Genomic DNA, 18,746 nt, shown 5'->3' with positions numbered 1-18,746 from the left:
CGCGTTGTCACATATTGCGTGATGTGACGTTCACGAAGAGGAGAGCCGCCCGCGCCCTGCCGGCCGGCCTCGCGGCGGCCGCGATGACCGCCGCGCTCGCCGCCGTTCCCACCACCGCGCACGCCGACACCCCTGCGCAGGCCGACACTTCCTGGACGGTCCGCAAGGCGCCCTTCACCCTCGGCACCAGCGGCCTGAACGCCGTCACCGCCGCCGGGTACGGCGCGGTCTGGGCCGGCGGCTACCAGTGGCAGAACTCCTACGTGCCCCCGTACTGCGGGGAGATCGGGCCGTGCAGCCCGCGCTACTACCAGAACCCCGTCCTGCAGGGCGGCGACGGCGCGTCCTGGTCCTGGATCGGCACGCCCGGCATGACGGGGGCCGGGCAGATCACCGCGCTCGACGCCGTCTCCGCGACCGACGTATGGGCCGCGGGTCCCCACGACCGCTCCGACGGGGGCGGCTGCGGCACGCCCTACCTCGCGCGCCTGAGCGGCGGCGCTTGGGAGGAGCTCTCCGCGCCGCTTCTCACCTGCTTCTACGCGCTCGACGCGGACGGGGCGGGCGCCTGGGCGGCCGGATACGCCGACCGCGCGCACGGCGGCTCGGCCGTCTACCGCTGGACCGGCGGGATATGGAGACCGCAGGACACCGGGGCGGTGGAGGTCCGCGCCATCAGGCAGCGGACACCGGACGACGTCTGGGCCGTGGGCGCGGAGCCCGACCTCTACGGGGAGGGGCGGTTCTACGCGGCGCGCTTCGACGGCTCGGCGTGGCACGACATGACGCCGCCGCAGCTCGCGGGGCGGTACGGGCGGCTCACGGGCGTCCTGCCCCTCGGGGCCGACGACGTCTGGGCCGTGAGCGACGCCGGCGCCCACCACTGGGACGGGTCGGCCTGGCAGAGCCCGCCGGCGCCCGTCGGCGTCCGGTTCACCGGGCCTCTCGAGGACGACGGCGCGGGCGGCGCATGGGCGATCGGGGCGCGGCGGAACGCTCCGGAGGGCTCGGTCCTGCTGCACTACACCGGCGGCGCCTGGCGGACGGAGCTCGAGACGACCGCGGTCGTCAAGGGGCTCGCGCGCGTGCCGGGCACGCGGACGATGTGGGCGGTCGGCGCCCTGGCCGGCAAGCCCTACGTGCTCTCCGCGAGCTGACGGGCCCGTCCCAGGGCCGCGCCCGCGCGGGGGCGGGCGCGGCCCGGGAGGGGCGTCAGATCTGGATGCGGGCCTCGACGGCCTTGACGATCTCCTCGACGGCCTCGTCGATCGGCACGCCGTTCTTCTGCTCCCCGTTGCGGTACCGGAACGACACCGCGTCCTTGGCGACGTCGTCGTCGCCCGCGAGCAGCATGTAGGGGATCTTCTGCTTCTGCGCGTTGCGGATCTTCTTCTGCATCCGGTCGGAGGAGGAGTCGACCTCCACCCGGACGCCGCGCTCGCGCAGCCGCGCGGCCACCTTGTCCAGGTGCGGGACGTGCCCGTCGCCGATCGGGATGCCGACGGCCTGGACCGGCGACAGCCACGGCGGCATCGCGCCCGCGTAGTGCTCGATCAGCACGCCCATGAACCGCTCGACCGACCCGAACAGGGCGCGGTGGATCATCGCCGGGGTCTGCCGGGTCCCGTCGGCCGCCTGGTACTCCAGCCCGAACCGCTTCGGCTGGTTGAAGTCCAGCTGGATGGTCGACAGCTGCCAGGTCCGCCCGATCGCGTCCTTGGCCTGCACGGAGATCTTCGGGCCGTAGAACGCGGCGCCGCCCGGGTCGTCCACCAGGTCGAGGCCGGACTCCTCGGCGGCCTGGCGCAGCGCCTCGGTCGCCTCCGCCCAGTCGGCCTCGTCGCCGATGAACTTGTCGGAGTCGTCCCGGGTGGACAGCTCCAGGTAGAACTCCGAGAGCCCGAAGTCCCGCAGGACGCTCAGCACGAAGGACAGCAGCGACTTGATCTCGTCGCCCATCTGCTCCTTGGTGGTGTAGATGTGCGAGTCGTCCTGGGTCATGCCGCGCACGCGGGTGAGGCCGTGCACCACGCCGGACTTCTCGTACCGGTACACCGACCCGAACTCGCACATCCGCAGCGGCAGCTCGCGGTACGACCGCCCGCGCGCCCGGAAGATCAGGTTGTGCATCGGGCAGTTCATCGGCTTGACGCGGTACTCGACCTCGTCCACCTCGAACGGCGGGAACATGTCGTCGCCGTAGTAGGGCAGGTGGCCGGAGATCTCGAACAGCGACGACTTGGTGATGTGCGGGGTGTTGACGAACTCGTAGCCCGCCTCCTGCTGCCGCCGCCGCATGTAGTCCTCCATCTCCTTGCGGATGATCCCGCCCTTGGGATGGAAGACGGGCAGCCCGCTGCCGAGCTCCGGCGGGAAGGAGAACAGGTCCAGCTCGGCGCCGAGCTTGCGGTGGTCGCGCTTCTCGGCCTCGGCCAGGAACTCCAGGTACTCGTCCTGCTTCTCCCGCGACTCCCACGCGGTGCCGTAGATGCGCTGCAACTGCGGGTTCTTCTCGCTGCCGCGCCAGTACGCGCCGCCGGACCGCATCAGCTTGAACGCCGGGATGACCCGGGTGGACGGCAGGTGCGGGCCGCGGCACAGGTCCTTCCAGCGCAGCTCGCCGGACTTGGCGTCGAGGTTGTCGTAGATGGTCAGCTCGGCGCCGCCGACCTCCACGTTCGCGCCGTCCGCCGCGTCCTCGACCGGGCCCGAGCCCTTGAGCCCGATGAGCTCCAGCTTGTACGGCTCGGCGGCCAGCTCGGCGCGGGCGTCGTCGTCGGAGACGGGGCGGCGGGAGAACCGCTGGCCCTGCTTGACGATCTCGCGCATCCGCTTCTCGATGCGCTTGAGGTCGTCGGGGGTGAACGGCTCGGCGACGTCGAAGTCGTAGTAGAAGCCGTTCTCGACCGGCGGGCCGATGCCGAGCTTGGCCTCGGGGAACAGCTCCTGCACGGCCTGCGCCATGACGTGCGCGGCGGAGTGCCGCATGATGGCCCGGCCGTCGTCGGAGCCGATCGCGACCGGCTCGACGGCGTCGCCGTCGTGCAGCTCGCCGGCGAGGTCGCGCAGCTCGCCGTTGACCCGGGCGGCGATCACGGTGCGGCCGTCGGCGTCCAGTGCCTGCCCCGCGGTGGTGCCCGCCGGCACCGCCCGCTCGCTCCCGTCGAGGGTGATGCGCAGCTCAGACACGGTGGACACGGGTACTCCTCGGGATGGTGGGTTGGGATCAGCGGGTTCCGATGCTATCGACTCGGGGTGTGCCCCGGACGCATCCGGTTCCATCGGACGGCTCCTGTTCCTCCTCTGGGAGGCACCGGAGCGACCCCGGAAAGCGGTGAAGGCCCCGGGATCGCTCCCGGGGCCTTCACAGCGTGCGATGTCAGTACATGCGGCCGTGGCGCCGGGGGCGACCCGGCGTCGTCGTCTCGAGCACGAGCGATACGGCCTGCATGGGCCCATGGTAACCGACGCGGGCGGCCCCGGGCAGGGAGGTTTCCGCGGTCACGCGCGGGCCTCGCGTCTCGGCCGTTCGAGCCGGTCCATGTCCTCGAGCTCGCGTCCCCTGGTCTCCGGGACGGCCCGGATCACGAAGATGAACGCGAGTACCGAGAACGCGGTGTACAGGCCGTAGGCCAGGCTGAGCGAGAAGCCGGAGATGCCGGGGAACGTGGTGGTGACGACCCAGTTGGCGATCCACTGCGCGGCGGCGGCCACGGCCAGCGCCGACGCGCGGATGAAGTTGTTGAACATCTCGCCGAGCATCACCCACACGACCGGGCCCCAGGTGGCGGCGAACGCGGCGACGAAGACGTTGGCGGCGACGAGCGCGACCGGCCCGGCGGCGCCGCTCAGCTCCGGCTTGCCGTCCACCACGTGGGCGGTCGAGAAGCAGGCCGTCAGCGTCCCGAGCGACAGCGCCATGCCCGCCGCGCCGCCGAGCAGCAGCGGGCGCCGCCCGACCCGGTCGACCAGCGCGATCGCGACCAGCGTGAACGCCACGTTCACCACCGAGTTGATCACGGAGGTGAGCATCGCGTTGCTCTCGGAGAACCCGACCGCCTGCCACAGCGACGACGAGTAGTAGAAGATCACGTTGATGCCGACGAACTGCTGGAAGACCGACAGCAGGATGCCGACCCACACGATCGGCAGCAGGCCGAGCCGCGAGCCGCGCAGGTCGCGCAGGTGCACCGCGCGGTCCTCGGCGATCGACCGGCCGATGTCCTGGATCTTGCCGTCCACGTCGCCGCGGCCCATGACCCGCGCCAGCACCCGCTTCGCGTCGGTCGTCCTGTGCTTCTTGACCAGGTAGCGCGGCGACTCGGGGATCGTCGTGGCGATCACGCCCCAGAACACCGCGGGCACGGCCGCGCTGGCGAACATCCAGCGCCAGGCGCCGCCGCCCCACGGGAACGTCCCGGTCGCGCCGCCGTCGGAGACCTGGGCGATGACGTAGTCGACGACCAGCGCGGCGAAGATGCCGAGGACGATCGCCATCTGCTGGAGCGAGCCGAGCCGGCCGCGCAGCTCCGCGGGCGCGATCTCGGCGATGTAGGCGGGCGCGATGACGGACGCGGCGCCGATCGCGAGGCCGCCGACCAGCCGCCACGCGGTCAGGTCGGCGGCGCTGAAGGCGAACGCCGAGCCGAGCGAGCTGATCACGAACAGCGCGGACGCGGCCAGCATCACCTTCACCCGGCCGATCCGGTCGCCGAGCGGGCCGGCGAACCAGGCGCCGACGGCGCAGCCGAGCAGCGCGGCCGACACGACGAAGCCGACGACGAAGCCGCTCAGGTGGAAGGTGTCCTTGAGCGCGTCGACGGTGCCGTTGATGACCGAGGAGTCGTACCCGAACAGGAACCCGCCGAGCGCGGCGGCCCCCGCCAGCAGTGCGGCGGTGGCGGCCGAGTGGGAGGGGCCGCCGTGCTCCTCGCCGGCCGTGGTCTTCGCTCCGCTGCCCGGTGTGCTCATGGAGCCGGATCTTCCCCGTAGGAAGGACCTTATGCGGCGGCGTTGCCCGCGCCTCACCCGCGGATGGCGATTCCGAGACCGTGAGCTGGGACGCGGCCGGACCCGTCACCGCGGCGCGGCGGGCGCCGTCCCTGCGGCGGGCGCGGTCCCTGCGGCGGGCGCCGCGTCACCAGTCGTCGGCGGACTCCGCGGCGAGCCGGACGAGTTCGCCGCCCGCGTCGAGGTCGTACCGGCGCATCGTCGACAGGGGCGGCGAGTACACGTGCACGCTCACCGCGGGCGCGTCCGAGGTGTTGCGGACGTCGTGGACGTAGTCGGGCCCGAACGAGCGGACCTGCCCGGCGCCGACCTCGCGATGGGTGCGGACGCGGTGCTCCTCCAGCGTGCCGAGCGCGACGGCGAAGGCGCCGGCGGAGCCGCCGTGGTCGTGGAACCCGGTGGACTGGCCGGGCAGCCAGCTGATCAGCCAGATCTCGTGGTCGGCGTCCTGGTGGACGCGCTCGTACCAGCGGCCCTGCGGGTCGAGCCGGACCCGGTGGACCCATTCCTCCGGGTGGTCGGCCAGCGCGCGGGCCCGTTCGGCGAGCCGCGCCGGCGCGAACGGGGCGGCCGCGTCCCGCGGCTCCTGCGGCGCGGGCGCGCCGATCCCGGGCGTGCCGTTTTCGGGCGTGCCGGACTCGGTGGCGGTGACGGTCATGCGTCGTTCTCCTCGGCTGTGCGGTGGGACGTGCTGGAACGCGTCCGCCGGCGGGGGTCCGCTAGCGGGGCGTCCGGCGACACAGCGCGCTGGCCTGGCGGCGCAGATCGACGTGCAGGCGCTCGTGCAGCGGTGCGGAGATCGTCACCCCACGAGGATCGGCCATAATCCCTATAAAGTCAATCGGGAAAGGCTGGATGCCGCCCACCGCGGCCGTGGGCAGCGGTGATACCAGCGGGGGCGGCCCGATCTCCCCCCGCGGAGGCAGGCGGGCGCGGCGCCGCGCGCTCTAGGCTCGCAGGCGAGATGAACGAACCACACCGCTCCGACGCCGGCGCGCGGCCCCGGCTGCTCGCCGGGGTCGCCGCCGCCGTCGTGCCGGGCCGCGACGACCCCGCCGTCCCCCTGCTCCCGGGCCGGCTGCTGCTGCGCGTGCCGATCCTGGTCCTGCTGCTCGCCATGACGATCGGCTTCACGGCCGGGTCCATCGCGATCTCCATCGCGAGCTACCACGTGGACGCGGGGGCGGCGTGGCCGCTCGGGGTGCTGATGGCCAGCCCGCTGATCTTCGCGGCCCGCTGGCCGCTCGCCGCCTGGCGGATCGCGGCCATCGGGCTGCTGATCACCGTGTTCGTCCGGCACGGCACCGGCTTCATGCCGTGGCCGGTCACCGCGATCCTCGCGCTGGTGGTCATCCTGTTCTTCGCCGGGATCGGCTGCGACCGCCAGACGACCGTCGGCGTCGGCGCGGTGACGATCGTGGGGGTGCTGCTGCCCGCCGTGCTGTTCGGCATGCCGGGCTGGTTCGGCATCATCCTCGCCGGGATCACCGCGCTCGTGCTGACCTTCGGCGACGCGGTCGGCGGGCGCCGGTCCGCGGAGGAGGAGCTGCGCCGCCGCGAGGAGCAGCACCGGCAGGACCTGGCCCGGCAGGCGGTGCTGGAGGAGCGCGCCCGCATCGCCCGCGAGCTGCACGACGTCGTCGCGCACCACATGTCGGTGATCGCGATGCAGGCCGAGGCCGCCCCGTTCAAGATCCCCGACCTGCCGGACGCCGCCCGCGAGACGTTCGGCGTGGTCCGGGACGCGGCCCGCGAGGCGCTCACCGAGACCCGCCGCGTCGTGGGGCTGCTGCGCTCGGACGACGAGGGCGCCGAGCGCGCCCCGAGCCCGGGCCTGGACCGGCTCGACGAGCTGGCCGCGGCGGCCCGCAACTCCGGGCTGTCGGTCGCCACCGTGGTCGTCGGGATGCCGCGCCAGCTGGACGCCGGGGTGGACCTGTCGGCGTACCGGATCGTCCAGGAGTCGCTCAGCAACGCCGCCCGGTACGCGCCGGGATCGCGCGTGCACGTGGAGATCAAGTACGGCCCGGAGGCGCTCGCGGTGACCGTCGACGACGACGGCGCGCGCGGCGTCCCGGACGGGACGCAGGGCGGCGGGCACGGCCTGGTCGGGATGCGCGAGCGGGTCACGATGCTCGGCGGGACGCTGTCGGCGGGCCCGCGCGGCACGGGCGGCTGGACGGTCGCGGCGGAGCTGCCGTACGGGGACTGATCGTTCCCCGTAGGGTGGCGTCGTGACGATTCGGGTGCTGATCGCCGACGACCAGGTGATGATCCGCGACGGGCTCGCGGCGCTGCTGTCCTCCGATCCGGAGATCGAGGTGATCGGGCAGGCGGGGAACGGGCGCGAGGCCGTGGACATGGCCCGCGCGCTGGATCCGGACGTCGTGGTGATGGACATCCGGATGCCGGAGATGGACGGCCTGGCCGCGACCGCGGAGCTGATCGGCGCGCCCGCCGGGCGCGACACCGGGCAGGACGCCGGGGACCCCGCGGACGTGCGGCCGAAGGTCCTGGTCCTCACCACGTTCGACCTCGACGAGTACGTCTACGAGGCGCTCGGCGCTGGGGCCAGCGGGTTCCTGCTGAAGGACGCGTCGGCGGCGGACCTCGTGACCGGGGTGCGGGTCGTGGCGGCGGGCGACGCGCTGCTCGCGCCGTCGATCACCCGGCGGCTGATCGGCGACTTCGCGCGCCGGCGCCGCCACCAGCGGCCGAGCCCGGCCGCGACGGCGGGGCTGACCCCGCGCGAGATGGACGTGCTGCGGCTCATCGCGCGGGGCCTGTCCAACGCCGAGATCGCCGCCGAGCTGGTGCTCGCCGAGCAGACGATCAAGACGCACGTCGGGCACGTGCTGACCAAGCTGGCGCTGCGCGACCGCACCCAGGCGGTCGTGTTCGCCTACGAGAACGGCCTGGTCGGCTAGCCCGGCCGGCCCGGGTCAGCGGGACGGGTCGAGGACGAGCTTGCCGGTGGTGCGGCGGGCGCGCAGGTCCTCGTGGGCCTTGCGCACCTCGGACAGGCCGTACTCTCCGCCGCCGATGACGCGCAGCCGCCCGGCGGCGGCCAGCCCGAACAGCTCGTCCAGCGCGGCGCGCATGACGTCGCCGGGTAGCTGGAAGACGTGCGCCAGCCACATCCCGGAGATCGTGGTGGAGTGCGACATCAGGGTGGCCGGGCGCACCGGCGACGGCTCCTTGCGGGACGCCATGCCGTAGAAGGCGAGCCGGCCGAACGGCGCGAGCGCCTTCAGGCTCTGGTCGGTGACGGTCCCGCCGGTCATCTCCAGCACGGTGTCGACGCGCCGGCCGCCGTTCGCCTCGATGAGCGCGTCCTTCAGGTCGGGCTCGTTGGCGTCGATCGCCACGTCCGCGCCGAGCTCGAGGGCGAGGTCGCGCTTGTCCTTGGACGAGGCGGTCGCGATGACGCGCCCGGCGCCCCAGGCCTTGGCGAGCTGGACGGCGAGGGTGCCGACCCCGCCGGCGGCGGCGTGCACGACGACCGACTCCCCCGGCGCCAGGTGCACGCTGCGGCGCAGCAGCACCCACGCGGACGCGCCCTGCACGATCATCCCGAGCGCGGTGACGTCGTCGACGCCGTCCGGGACGTCCCAGGCGAGCGCCTCGGGCGCGACGGCCTTCTCGGCGTACCCGCCGGTGCCGACGAGCGCGACGACGCGGCGCCCGTCCGGGGTGGTGCCGACGACCTCGCCGCCCGGCACCATCGGCAGCGTCGACTCCGACAGGTAGCTGTTCTCGGCCTGGTGGGTGTCGGCGTAGTTGATGCCGGCCCGGGCGACGTCGACGAGCAGGTGCCCGGGCCCGGCGACCGGGTCGGGCAGCTCGGTGACGGTCAGCACCTCGGGGCCGCCGAACTCGGTGATCTGGATCGCGCGCATGACTCTCCTGTTCCGGTCTCTGGTCGGGCGTGGTCAGCGCGGGCCGGGGACGCCGCGGAACTTGAACGGCTCGGACGGGCGGCCCGGGACGACGTACCACGCCTCGCCGGCGCCGTCGGCCTCCAGGATCCGCATGAACGCCTCGACGACGTCGCTCACCTCCAGGATGGGGAAGCCGCTCTGCTGCAGCTCCTCCTTCATCCCGCCGAGGATGGCGGTGTCGGCGAACGACGGGCACAGCGCGTTCACCCGGATGCCCTCGGGCAGGTAGGTGGGGCCGAGCGCGCGGACGAGGCCGACGACCGCGGCCTTGTTCGCTCCGTAGACGGGGTCGAAGGGCGTCGCGGTGAGCGCGGCCATGCTGGCGGTCGCGATGACGTTCCCGCCGCCGCGGTTGCGGATCGCGGGCAGCGCCGCGTGCACGCCGTAGACGACGCCGTCGAGGTTGATGCCCATGGCGCGGCGGTAGACGGCGGGGTCGAAGGTCTCGTCGAGCTGCCCGCCCCCGGCGATGCCGGCGTTGAGGAACGCGACGTCCAGGCCGCCGAAGCGCTCGACGGCGGCGGCGACGGCGGCCTCGCTGTCGGCGGGCTCGCGGACGTCGCAGCGGACGAACGCGCCGTCCAGCTCCTTGGCGAGCGCGCCGCCGGCCTCGGCGTCGACGTCGGCGAGCACGACCCGGGCGCCCTCGCGGGCCAGCCGGCGCGCGACCGCCGCGCCGATGCCGTTGGATCCGCCCGTGATCAGCGCGACCTTTCCGGTGCCGTCGAAGGCTGCCATGGGGACTCCCCTCCCAAGTAACTGACTCGTCAGTTACTCTAGCGGAATGGACTTCGGTTTGAGCGAGCGGGCCCAGGAGCACCTCGGCCGCCTCCAGGAATTCATGGACTCCCACGTCTACCCCGCGGAGCCGGTGTACGCGGCGCAGCGGGCGGAGCTGCGCGAGCAGGGCCGCGAGCACCACGTCCCGCAGGTCGTCGAGGACCTCAAGGTCGAGGCGCGCAAGCGCGGCCTCTGGAACCTGTTCCTACCCGACAGCGAGGATCCCGCACACGGCCTGAGCGTCACCGACTACGCCTCGCTCGCCGAGGTCACGGGCCGGTCCCCCAGCCTCGCCCCCGAGGCGACGAACTGCGCGGCGCCCGACACCGGCAACATGGAGGTCCTGCACCTGTTCGGCACGCCCGAGCAGAAGGAGCGCTGGCTGAGGCCGCTGCTCGACGGCGAGATCCGCAGCGCGTTCGCGATGACGGAGCCGGACGTGGCGAGCTCGGACGCCACCAACATCTCGACCCGGATCGAGCGCGACGGCGACCACTACGTGATCAACGGCCGCAAGTGGTGGATCAGCGGCACCGCGGACCCGCGCTGCAAGATCATGATCGTGATGGGCAAGACCGACCCCGAGGGCCACCCGTACCGGCAGCAGTCGATGGTGCTGGTGCCGCTGGACGCCCCGGGCGTCGAGGTCGTCCGGCCGCTGCCCGTGTTCGGCTACCAGGACCAGCACGGCCACTGCGAGATCACCTTCACCGACGTCCGCGTGCCGGTGGAGAACCTCGTCGGCGAGGAGGGCGGCGGCTTCGCGATCGCGCAGGCGCGGCTCGGGCCCGGCCGCATCCACCACTGCATGCGCGCGATCGGGATGGCCGAGCGGGCGCTGGAGCTGATGTGCGAGCGCGCGGCGTCCCGCGTGGCGTTCGGCGGGCCGCTCGCCAAGCAGGGCGTGGTGCGCCAGCAGATCGCCGAGTCGCGGATGGCGATCGAGCAGGCCCGGCTGCTCACCCTGAAGACCGCGTGGCTGATCGACAAGCAGGGCGTGCAGGCCGCCCGGTCCGAGGTGGCGGCGATCAAGGTGATCGCGCCGCGGGTGGCGCTGGACGTCGTCGACAAGGCGATCCAGGTGCACGGGGGCGCGGGCGTCAGCGACGACACCCCGCTCGCCGGGATGTGGGCGGGACTGCGCACGCTGCGCCTCGCCGACGGGCCGGACGAGGTCCACGTGCGCTCGGTCGCGCGCGCCGAACTGGGCAAGTACCTCGGGAAATGACCGACGGCACGGGGGACGCGGGAACGCGGGAGACGGTGCCCGCCGGCACGGAACCGGCGGGCACCGGGCCGGCGGGCCCAGCGTCGGCGGGCGCCGGATCGGCGGGCGCCGGGCCGGGCGTGCGGCGGCGAATGCCGTACGCCCGGCGGCGCGAGCAGCTGCTCCAGGTGGCGCTCGCCGAGTTCGGCCGGCGCGGCTACCACCTCACGCAGATGGAGCACGTCGCCGCGGCCGCGCAGGTCTCCAAGGCACTGCTGTACCAGCACTTCGCATCCAAGGAGGAGCTGTTCGCCGAGGTGACGGAGGCGATCGTCGGCGAGCTCACGGCGCGGCTGAACCGTGCGGTGCCCGCGGCGCACGGCACGGCGGGCGGCATCCGGGCGATGATCCGGGTGCTGTTCGACTACGCCACCGAGGAGCCGGACGCGTGGTCGCTGGTCGTCCGGCACCTGGACAAGCCGGAGGTCGGGCTGGAGCTGCGGGAGCTGCGCGACCGGCTCGGCACCGCGTTCGCCGACCTGCTGCTGCGGCGCCGCCGCGCCGACCCGAAGCTGTCGCCCGCCGCGCTCGAGGTGAACGAGCGGCGGGCGCGGCTGCTCGTCCCGCTGATGTACGGGTCGATGCTGTCGATGGTGTCGTGGTGGCTGGAGCATCCCGACACCCCGCGCGACCGCGCCGAGCAGATGGCGCTGGAGTTCATCTGGCTCGGCCTGGACCGGCTGCGGACCGGCGAGCGGCTGCCCCGCGACTGACGGCGGGCCCGCGGCGGCCGGACGGACGCGGCGGTCAGCCGGTCGCGGCCGGCCGGCCGAAGACGTCGTCGCGGGCGAGGTCGAGCGCGGTGAGGACGGCGCCGCGCAGCACCGCGCCGGCCTCGTGCACCGCGGGCCGCACCAGCGTGGCGGCCGGGGTGCGGGCGGCGAGCCGCTCGGCGACCAGGCCCGCGAGGCGGTCGCCGCCGCCGCGCCCCAGCACCCCGCCCAGCAGGACCAGGCCCGGGTCCAGGACGGCGACCAGCGCGAACGCGCCCTCGACGACCCGGTCCGCGAGCGCCTCGGCGTCCAGGTGCCCGGCGGACGCGACGTCCATCAGGTCGCAGAAGGCGCGGCCGCCGACCCGCAGCAGCCCGACCTCCCCGGCGCCGCCGGACGCGCCGCGGCGCAGCCGGCCGTCCAGCACGATCGCGGCGCCGACGCCGTCGTCCAGCCACAGCAGCGCGAAGTCGTCGTGGCCCACCGCGGCGCCGTCGCGGTGCTCGGCGACGGCGGCGAGGTTCACCTCGTTCTCCACGACGACGCGCGCGGCCGTCCGCTCCTGCAGCGCCGGGCCGAGGTCGGGGCGCCATCCCGGCATGGCGCCGTCGGTCACCAGGCCCGTCCCGGGATGGATCAGGCCCGGGGTCCCGACGACCAGGGCGTGCAGGTCGATGCCGCCCGCGGCCTCGGCGACCGCCGCGGCGATCACCGCGGGCAGGTCGGGGGCGTCCGGCAGCGGCCGCGAGACGGAGCCGGCGGGCTCCCCGGCGAGGTCGGCGACGGTGACGTGCACGGCGTCGCGCCGCAGGTCGACCCCGGCGACGTGGGCGCGGCCGGCGACCAGGCCGTAGAGCCGGGCGTTGGGCCCGCGCCGGTCGGCGCCGGTCTCCCCGGCCACCTCGATCAGCCCGTCCGCGCGGAGCCGCTCGACCAGGTCGGACACCGTCGGCCGGGACAGCCCGGTCAGCGCGCGCAGCTGCGGGGCGGTCAGCGGGCCGCGTTCCAGCAGCAGGTCGAGGGCGAGCCGGTCGTTGATCGCGCGGGCCATCGTCGGGTCGGCGGTCTTCACGCGCCCATAGTAGTGAGGGAGGCTGCCTATTGGGCTTTTCATCAGGAAGCCTGCCTGTTAGTTTTTCCGGCATGAGCCGTCCCCATCGCGCGATCGCCGCCGTCTTCGCCGTGCACGGCGCCGTCGCGGGCACCCTCGCGACCCGCATCCCCTGGATCCAGGACCACCTCGGCCTCGGCGCCGCCGTCCTCGGGCTCGCCCTGCTCTGCCCGTCCATCGGCGCGTTCGCCACGATGCCGACCGCGAGCCGCATCGCCCACCGCATCGGCGAGCGCACCGCCACCCGCTTGCTGATCGCCTACTGGGCGGCGGTCCTCGCGCTGCCCGCGCTGTCGCCCGCGCCCGGCTGGCTGTTCGCCGCGATGCTGCTGTACGGCATGGGCGCCGGGATGTCGGACGTGGTGATGAACGGGCACGCCGTGTCGGTCGAACGGCACCTGAAGCGGCCGATCATGTCCGGGCTGCACGGGCTGTGGGCCGTCGGGAGCCTCGCCGCCGGCGGCGCCGGCATCCTCGCCGCGCACGCCGGCGTGGACGCCCGGGTGCACCTCGGGGCGGTCGCGCTCGTGCTGCTCGCGGCGGGCGCCGTCGCGGGCCGCGGCCTCCTCCCCGACCAGGCCGACGCGGACGCCCCGCCGCCCCGCCGGTTCGCGCTGCCGAACCGGGCCATCGCGGCGATCGGCGTCGTCGGGTTCTGCGCGACGTTCGCCGAGGGCGCGAGCGCCGACTGGTCGGCCGTCTACCTCACCAAGGTCGCCGGCGCGGGCCCCGGGCTCGCCGCCGCCAGCTACACGGTCTTCATGTCGTGCATGGCGGCGACCCGGCTCGCCGGGGACCGGCTCGTCCGCCGGTTCGGGCCCGCGGCGGTCGTCCGCTGCGGCGGGGCCGTCGCCGTGCTCGGCGGCGTCCTCGTCGTGGCGGCGCGCGGCGCCCTGCCCGGCATCATCGGGTTCGCGCTGATCGGCGCCGGCGTCGCGACCGTCGTGCCGCTGGTGTTCGCGGCGGCCGGGAACGCCGGGAACACGCCCGGCGAGGGCGTCGCGGGCGTCGCGACGATCACCTACCTGTCCGGGCTGACCGCGCCGGCGGTGACCGGCTGGGCGGCGGGCGCGCTGTCGTACCCGGCCGCGTTCGCGCTGATCACCTGCATTTGCGCGCCGACGGTCCTGCTCGCCGGCGCGCTGCGGCCGCGTCCCGCCCGGGCGCCGGAGGCCGCCGCGCCGGCCGTCCCGGAGCTACGCGCGTGACAGGCGCGCGAGGGCCTCGGCCGCCGGCGAGCCGGGCGGCGCGTAGTGCAGCAGGACGCTCAGGTCCGGATCGTTCTCCACGTTGATCTTCATGTAGCGGAGCGTGACCTCGCCGAGCGCCGGATGCCGGAGCCGCCGCTCGGACGGGGTGAACGGCACGATGTCATGGGACTCCCAGAACGCCCGGAACCGCGGGCTGGTCGCGGTCAGCCGCGCCACGAGCCGCTGGAAGCGGGGGTTGCCGGCCTGCCGCCCGGCCTCGTTGCGCAGCAGCGCCGTCAGCCACCGGGCCTCGGCCTCCCAGTCGGCGAACCGGTCGCGCATCCAGGCGTTGTGGAACATCATCCAGACGATGTTGAGATCCTCGCCGGAGGGCCGGTCGGGCATGTCGCGGAGCAGCGCGTCGACCGGCGCGTTCCAGGCGACGAGGTCGAGGCGGCGCGTCACCACGTGCCCGAGGTTCGGCTCCACCATGGCGAGCAGGTCGCGCACCTCCCGCGTCACCGGCACCGGCCCGGACGGCTCGGCCGCGGGCTCGCCCGCCAACTCCAGCAGGTGCCGATGCTCCGGCTCGTCGAGCAGCAGCGCGCGGGCGAGGCTGTCGAGGACCTGCCGCGACACCCCGTTGACCCGGCCCTGCTCCAGCCACGTGTACCAGGTGAGGCTGACGCCGGCGGCCGCCGCGACCTCCTCGCGGCGCAGCCCGGGCGTCCGCCGCCTCGGCCCCGGGACGATCCCCGCCTCCCGCGGCGTCACCCGGCCGCGCCGGGACCGCAGGAAGTCGCCGAGCTCCCTGCGGCGCGCGTCGGCGGTCGGGACGGGCACGGCCGGTCACCTCGCTTCGCGTATGCCTGTTAGCGGCGTTAATAGCGTTAACACTAGTCTTGTCCGGCCCGGCCGGGGGAACCAGCATCGGCCGCATGAGCACTCGAACCGTACTGATCACCGGGGCGGGCGGCGGGGTCGGCTCCGCGGCCGTCCGCAGGCTCGCCGACCTCGGCTGGGAGGTGTACGCGGGGGTCCGGCGGGACGCCGACGCCGCCCGGCTGCCCGCCGGCGTGCACGCCCTCACCATCGAACTGATCGACGAGGAGACCGTCGAGGCCGCCGCCAAGGAGATCGCCGCGCGCACCGGCGGGCGGCTGGACGCGCTGGTCAACAACGCCGGCGTCATCGTCGAGGGCCCGGTCGAGCTGGTGCCGCTGGAGGACTGGCGGCGGCAGTTCGACGTCAACGTGGTCGGCCAGATCGCGATGACCCAGGCGGTGCTGCCGATGCTGCGCGCCGCGCGGGGCCGGGTCGTGAACATCGGCGCCGTGAGCGCGCGGATGAGCGGGCCCGCGTTCGGGCCGATCGCCGCGTCGAAGGCGGCGCTGGCGTCGGTCACCGAGGCGCTGCGGGTGGAGATGCGGCCGCTGGGGGTGAAGGTCTGCGTGGTCGAGCCCGGGCTGCTGGACACCGCGATCTTCGACAAGTCCGGCGCCGCGCGGCGGGCGGCCGGCTGGCGCGGCGACGCGGACGCCCAGCGCCTCTACGAGGGCGTCACCGCGAAGATGGGGGAGTTCAACGCCCGCGCGAAACCGGGCCCGGTCGACTCGGCCGTGAAGACGATCGTCAAGGCGCTCACGGCGCGCCGCCCGAAGGCGCGCTACCTCGTCGGCCGCGACGCCCGGATGATGGCCGCGCTGGCGAAACTGCCCGACCACACCCGCGACGGCCTGCTCCTGCGAACAGTGGGCATCAGCGCCACCACCTACAACGCCTGAGGCAGCCGCCTGCACCACCACGCGAGCGCGCGATCTGAGCGGGGAGGCGACGCCGGAGGGGTGCCTCCCCGGTCAGATCGCGAAGCGATGCCGCGCTCGCACAAGCACGGTCAGGGGGCGCGCCGCGAGGCGAGCCCCCTGGGCCGGGATTGCGGAGTTACAGCGGGTAGACGCCCTCGGCCTGCGGGCCCTTCTGGCCCTGGGTGATCTCGAAGCCGACGCGCTGGTTCTCGTCCAGGCTGCGGTAGCCGTTGGTGGTGATCGCCGAGTAGTGGACGAACACGTCCGGGCCGCCGCCGTCGGGGGCGATGAACCCGAAGCCCTTTTCGGCGTTGAACCACTTCACGGTGCCTTCGGCCATGGTCTTTCTCCTCTGGGTGTGACCTCCGGGCCGCCGGGCGGCGGACCGGGCTGCAAGCGGACTCATCTCACGTCCGCCGGTCACCCGGAGAAACGGAGAACGCCCGTCGTCTTGAACTTCTACGGGCGTTTCGTAGAGCAAACGTTCGAGACTGCCTGACTGGCCGCCGCGCCTGGCCGGCCGCGGCGACAGGATCGAACCTACCCCATGCGGGCCCGGCCGGAACCCCGACACACCTAAGTCAGATCATCCAGTGCCTCGGCGGCGCGGTGGCAGTCGTGGAAGGTGCAGTACAGCGGGACGGGCGCGAACCGCACGACGTCCGGTTCGCGGGCGTCCGCGACCACGCCGTGGGTCTCCGCGAGCCGCCGCACCAGTCCCCCGGCGTCCGCGACCCGCAGCGACAGCTGGCTGCCGCGCGCCGCCGGGTCGTCCGGGGTGATCACCTGGACGCCGCGCAGCGGGGCGAGCCGGGCCGCGAGGTAGCCGGTGAGCCGCTCGCTGCGGGCGCGCAGCGCGTCCATCCCGACCCGGTCGAAGATCTCCAGGGAGGCCAGCACCGGCGCCAGCGCGAGGATGGGCGGGTTGGACAGCTGCCAGGCGTCGGCGGACGCGGGCGGCGCGATGTCGGGGTCCATCCGGAACCGGACGGACGGCTCGGTCCCCCACCAGCCCGACAGCTTCGGCACCGACGGGTCGGCGACGTGCCGCTCGTGGACGAAGCAGCCGGCGACCGCGCCGGGCCCGCTGTTGAGGTACTTGTAGGTGCACCAGGCGGCGAAGTCGACGTCCCAGTCGTGCAGCCGCAGCGGGACGTTCCCCGCGGCGTGCGCGAGGTCCCAGCCGACGACGGCGCCGGCGGCGCGGCCCGCCTTGGTGATCGCGGCCATGTCCATGAGCTGGCCGGTGAGGTAGTTGACGCCGCCGAGCATGAGGAGCGCGACGGTGCCGCCCTCGCGTTCGAGGAACGCCAGGACGTCCTCGGTGCGCAGGGTGTCCTCGCCGGGGCGGGGCGTCAGCCGCACGACGGTGCCCGCCGGGTCGAGGCCGTGGTGGACGGCCTGGCTGGCGACCGCGTAGGAGTCGGACGGGAACGCCGAGTCCTCGATGACGATGCGGGTGCGGTCCCCGGACGGCCGGTAGAAGCTCGCCATCATCAGGTGCAGGTTGACCGTCAGCGAGTTCATCGCGACGACCTCGTGCGGCAGGGCGCCGACGAGGCGGGCGGCGGGCTCGCGGAGCAGCTCGTGGTAGTCCACCCAGGGGCGGCGCGCCTGCGTGTGGCCTTCGACGGCGAGCCGCGCCCAGTCGTCGAGCTCCTCGCGGAGGCGGCCCGCGACGGCCTTCGGCTGGAGGCCGAGCGAGTTGCCGGCGAAGTAGGCCGCCTCCGGGTACGTCCCGCCGGGTGCGGGCGGGATGAGGAACTCCTCGCGCAGCGAGGGCCGCGGGTCGGTCTCGTCCAGCCGCAAGGCCTCCTGCTCGGCGCTCATGAGGCACTCCCCGCGACGGCGGTGTCGACGGCCGCCTCGGCGGCGGTGTCAACGGCCGCCTCGGCGGCGGGCACGGCGTCGGCGGTGGGCGCGAAGAACGCCTCGGCGTTGCCGCCGAGCAGCTTGGCGCGGCCGGCGTCGTCCAGGCCGGGACAGGCCCGGATGGTCGCACCGGGTTCCTTCTCCCCCAGGGGGAACGGATAGTCGGTGCCGAGCATGACGCGGTCGGCGCTCATCACCTCGACCAGCAGCCGGAGCGCGCGCGGGTCGAACACGGCGGAGTCGACGTAGAAGCGGTCGGTGTACTCCGACGGCGGGCGCGGCGAGTCGGCGCGGACGATGTCGCGCCGGTGCCAGGCGTTGTCGGCGCGTCCGAGGGTGAACGCGAGGCTGCCGCCGCCGTGGCAGAAGCACAGCCGCAGCGACTCCGGGATCCGCTCGAACGCGCCGGACAGCATCAGCGCGAGGATGCTCAGCTGCGTCTCGGCGGGCATGCCGGACAGCCACGGCAGCATGTGGCCCTGCATCCGGTCGGCGCCGAGCATGTCCCACGGGTGCGCGAGCACGGGCAGGCCGATCCGCGCGCAGTGCGCGAGGAACTCGACGATGCCCGGGTCGTCCAGGTTGCGGTCGCCGACGTGGTTGCCGATGTGCACGCCGCGGTGCCCGGCCGCCGCCGCGCGGGTCGCGACCTCGCAGGCGAGCGCCGGGTCCTGCAGCGGGACCTGGCAGAGCGGCAGCAGCCGGTCCGGCGCGTCCGCGCAGAAGGCGAGGATGCGGTCGTTGACCAGGTCGCACCAGTCGGCGGCGCGGGACGGCTCCGCCGCGTACCCGAACATCAGCGGGGTGGACGAGACGGCCTGGACGTCGACGCCGGCGGCGTCCATGTCGGCGATCCGCCGCGCGGGGTCCCACAGCCCCTCCTCGACCGGGCGGTACTCCCGGTCGCCGCTCATCATCATGCCGGTGCCGTCGCCGTGGACGCGCAGCCACGGCTCGCCGCCGTCGATGAGGACGCGGCCCTCGGCGCGGCCGAGCCGGGGGAAGACATGGGCGTGGACGTCGATGACTGTCACTGGAGCTCCGTCGAACGCGAGGG

At 74.2% G+C, this 18,746-nt stretch carries 18 protein-coding genes; 7 read left to right on the top strand and 11 right to left on the bottom strand.

Going from position 1 to position 18,746, the window contains the following annotated elements; translation table 11 throughout:
* The first annotated feature begins 23 nt into the window (after nt 1–23).
* The gene (locus AB0C78_RS18585) at nt 24–1,157 is read left to right on the top strand and encodes a hypothetical protein (RefSeq protein ID WP_360749149.1); all 1,134 of its coding nucleotides are present in this window, start codon (nt 24–26) and stop codon (nt 1,155–1,157) included.
* A 55-nt stretch (nt 1,158–1,212) separates the two neighbouring features.
* On the opposite strand, the gene thrS is transcribed toward AB0C78_RS18585, so the two are convergent.
* From thrS to AB0C78_RS18565, 4 genes are all read right to left on the bottom strand, one after another.
* On the bottom strand, nt 1,213–3,198 hold the full coding sequence (gene thrS / locus AB0C78_RS18580) for a threonine--tRNA ligase (RefSeq protein WP_360749146.1): 1,986 nt from the start codon (nt 3,196–3,198) through the stop codon (nt 1,213–1,215).
* Nucleotides 3,199–3,501: 303 nt separating this feature from the next.
* On the bottom strand, nt 3,502–4,971 hold the full coding sequence (locus AB0C78_RS18575; protein ID WP_360749143.1) for a sugar porter family MFS transporter: 1,470 nt from the start codon (nt 4,969–4,971) through the stop codon (nt 3,502–3,504).
* A gap of 166 nt (nt 4,972–5,137) precedes the next feature.
* On the bottom strand, nt 5,138–5,668 hold the full coding sequence (locus AB0C78_RS18570; protein ID WP_360749140.1) for a cysteine dioxygenase family protein: 531 nt from the start codon (nt 5,666–5,668) through the stop codon (nt 5,138–5,140).
* A 61-nt stretch (nt 5,669–5,729) separates the two neighbouring features.
* Entirely contained in the window at nt 5,730–5,834 is a 105-nt protein-coding gene (locus AB0C78_RS18565; RefSeq protein WP_360749137.1) for a putative leader peptide, read from the bottom strand.
* A gap of 140 nt (nt 5,835–5,974) precedes the next feature.
* Here AB0C78_RS18565 and AB0C78_RS18560 point away from each other — a divergent pair, with 140 nt between their 5' ends.
* Entirely contained in the window at nt 5,975–7,222 is a 1,248-nt protein-coding gene (locus AB0C78_RS18560; protein WP_360749134.1) for a sensor histidine kinase, read from the top strand.
* Nucleotides 7,223–7,244: 22 nt separating this feature from the next.
* Nucleotides 7,245–7,937, top strand: a complete 693-nt coding sequence (locus AB0C78_RS18555; protein ID WP_360749131.1) for a response regulator transcription factor — start codon at nt 7,245–7,247, stop codon at nt 7,935–7,937.
* A gap of 15 nt (nt 7,938–7,952) precedes the next feature.
* On the opposite strand, the gene AB0C78_RS18550 is transcribed toward AB0C78_RS18555, so the two are convergent.
* Together AB0C78_RS18550 and AB0C78_RS18545 are read right to left on the bottom strand one after the other, a co-directional pair.
* Nucleotides 7,953–8,909, bottom strand: a complete 957-nt coding sequence (locus AB0C78_RS18550; protein WP_360749128.1) for an NADPH:quinone oxidoreductase family protein — start codon at nt 8,907–8,909, stop codon at nt 7,953–7,955.
* Between the two features lie 33 nt (nt 8,910–8,942).
* Nucleotides 8,943–9,689: an SDR family NAD(P)-dependent oxidoreductase gene (locus AB0C78_RS18545; RefSeq protein WP_360749125.1), complete on the bottom strand. Its 747-nt coding sequence runs from the start codon at nt 9,687–9,689 to the stop codon at nt 8,943–8,945.
* Between the two features lie 46 nt (nt 9,690–9,735).
* Here AB0C78_RS18545 and AB0C78_RS18540 point away from each other — a divergent pair, with 46 nt between their 5' ends.
* A complete protein-coding gene (locus AB0C78_RS18540; protein WP_360749122.1) occupies nt 9,736–10,959 on the top strand; it encodes an acyl-CoA dehydrogenase family protein in 1,224 nt (407 codons plus the stop codon).
* On the top strand, nt 10,956–11,711 hold the full coding sequence (locus AB0C78_RS18535) for a TetR/AcrR family transcriptional regulator (RefSeq protein ID WP_360749119.1): 756 nt from the start codon (nt 10,956–10,958) through the stop codon (nt 11,709–11,711). The genes AB0C78_RS18540 and AB0C78_RS18535 overlap by 4 nt, the downstream gene beginning before the upstream one ends.
* Nucleotides 11,712–11,745: 34 nt before the next feature.
* Here AB0C78_RS18535 and AB0C78_RS18530 read toward each other — a convergent pair whose 3' ends face one another.
* Nucleotides 11,746–12,783 carry an ROK family transcriptional regulator gene (locus AB0C78_RS18530; RefSeq protein WP_360749116.1) on the bottom strand — a complete coding sequence of 346 codons (1,038 nt, stop codon included), beginning with the start codon at nt 12,781–12,783 and terminating at the stop codon, nt 11,746–11,748.
* 71 nt (nt 12,784–12,854) lie between these two features.
* Between AB0C78_RS18530 and AB0C78_RS18525 the strand changes: the two genes are divergently transcribed.
* A complete protein-coding gene (locus tag AB0C78_RS18525) occupies nt 12,855–14,030 on the top strand; it encodes an MFS transporter (RefSeq protein WP_360749112.1) in 1,176 nt (391 codons plus the stop codon).
* Here the strand turns inward: AB0C78_RS18525 and AB0C78_RS18520 are convergent.
* Nucleotides 14,019–14,855 (bottom strand): helix-turn-helix transcriptional regulator, encoded by an 837-nt coding sequence (locus AB0C78_RS18520; RefSeq protein WP_360749109.1) that lies wholly within the window; start codon nt 14,853–14,855, stop codon nt 14,019–14,021. The two genes, AB0C78_RS18525 and AB0C78_RS18520, sit on opposite strands and share 12 nt — an antisense overlap.
* A 95-nt stretch (nt 14,856–14,950) precedes the next feature.
* Here AB0C78_RS18520 and AB0C78_RS18515 point away from each other — a divergent pair, with 95 nt between their 5' ends.
* On the top strand, nt 14,951–15,796 hold the full coding sequence (locus AB0C78_RS18515) for an SDR family NAD(P)-dependent oxidoreductase (protein ID WP_360749106.1): 846 nt from the start codon (nt 14,951–14,953) through the stop codon (nt 15,794–15,796).
* 157 nt (nt 15,797–15,953) lie between these two features.
* Here AB0C78_RS18515 and AB0C78_RS18510 read toward each other — a convergent pair whose 3' ends face one another.
* The 3 genes from AB0C78_RS18510 to AB0C78_RS18500 form a co-directional block, all read right to left on the bottom strand.
* Nucleotides 15,954–16,157 (bottom strand): cold-shock protein, encoded by a 204-nt coding sequence (locus AB0C78_RS18510; protein WP_067639228.1) that lies wholly within the window; start codon nt 16,155–16,157, stop codon nt 15,954–15,956.
* A gap of 236 nt (nt 16,158–16,393) precedes the next feature.
* Nucleotides 16,394–17,647, bottom strand: a complete 1,254-nt coding sequence (gene kynU, locus AB0C78_RS18505) for a kynureninase (protein ID WP_360749103.1) — start codon at nt 17,645–17,647, stop codon at nt 16,394–16,396.
* A complete protein-coding gene (locus AB0C78_RS18500; protein WP_360749100.1) occupies nt 17,644–18,723 on the bottom strand; it encodes an amidohydrolase family protein in 1,080 nt (359 codons plus the stop codon). The genes kynU and AB0C78_RS18500 overlap by 4 nt, the downstream gene beginning before the upstream one ends.
* Between the last annotated feature and the right edge of the window lie 23 nt (nt 18,724–18,746).

The organism is Actinomadura sp. NPDC048394 (genome assembly GCF_040651755.1).
GTDB classification, from domain to species: Bacteria; Actinomycetota; Actinomycetes; order Streptosporangiales; family Streptosporangiaceae; genus Spirillospora; species Spirillospora montaniterrae.
Note: the sequence above shows the minus strand (reverse complement) of the source record. Positions and strands in the feature narration are given on the sequence as shown.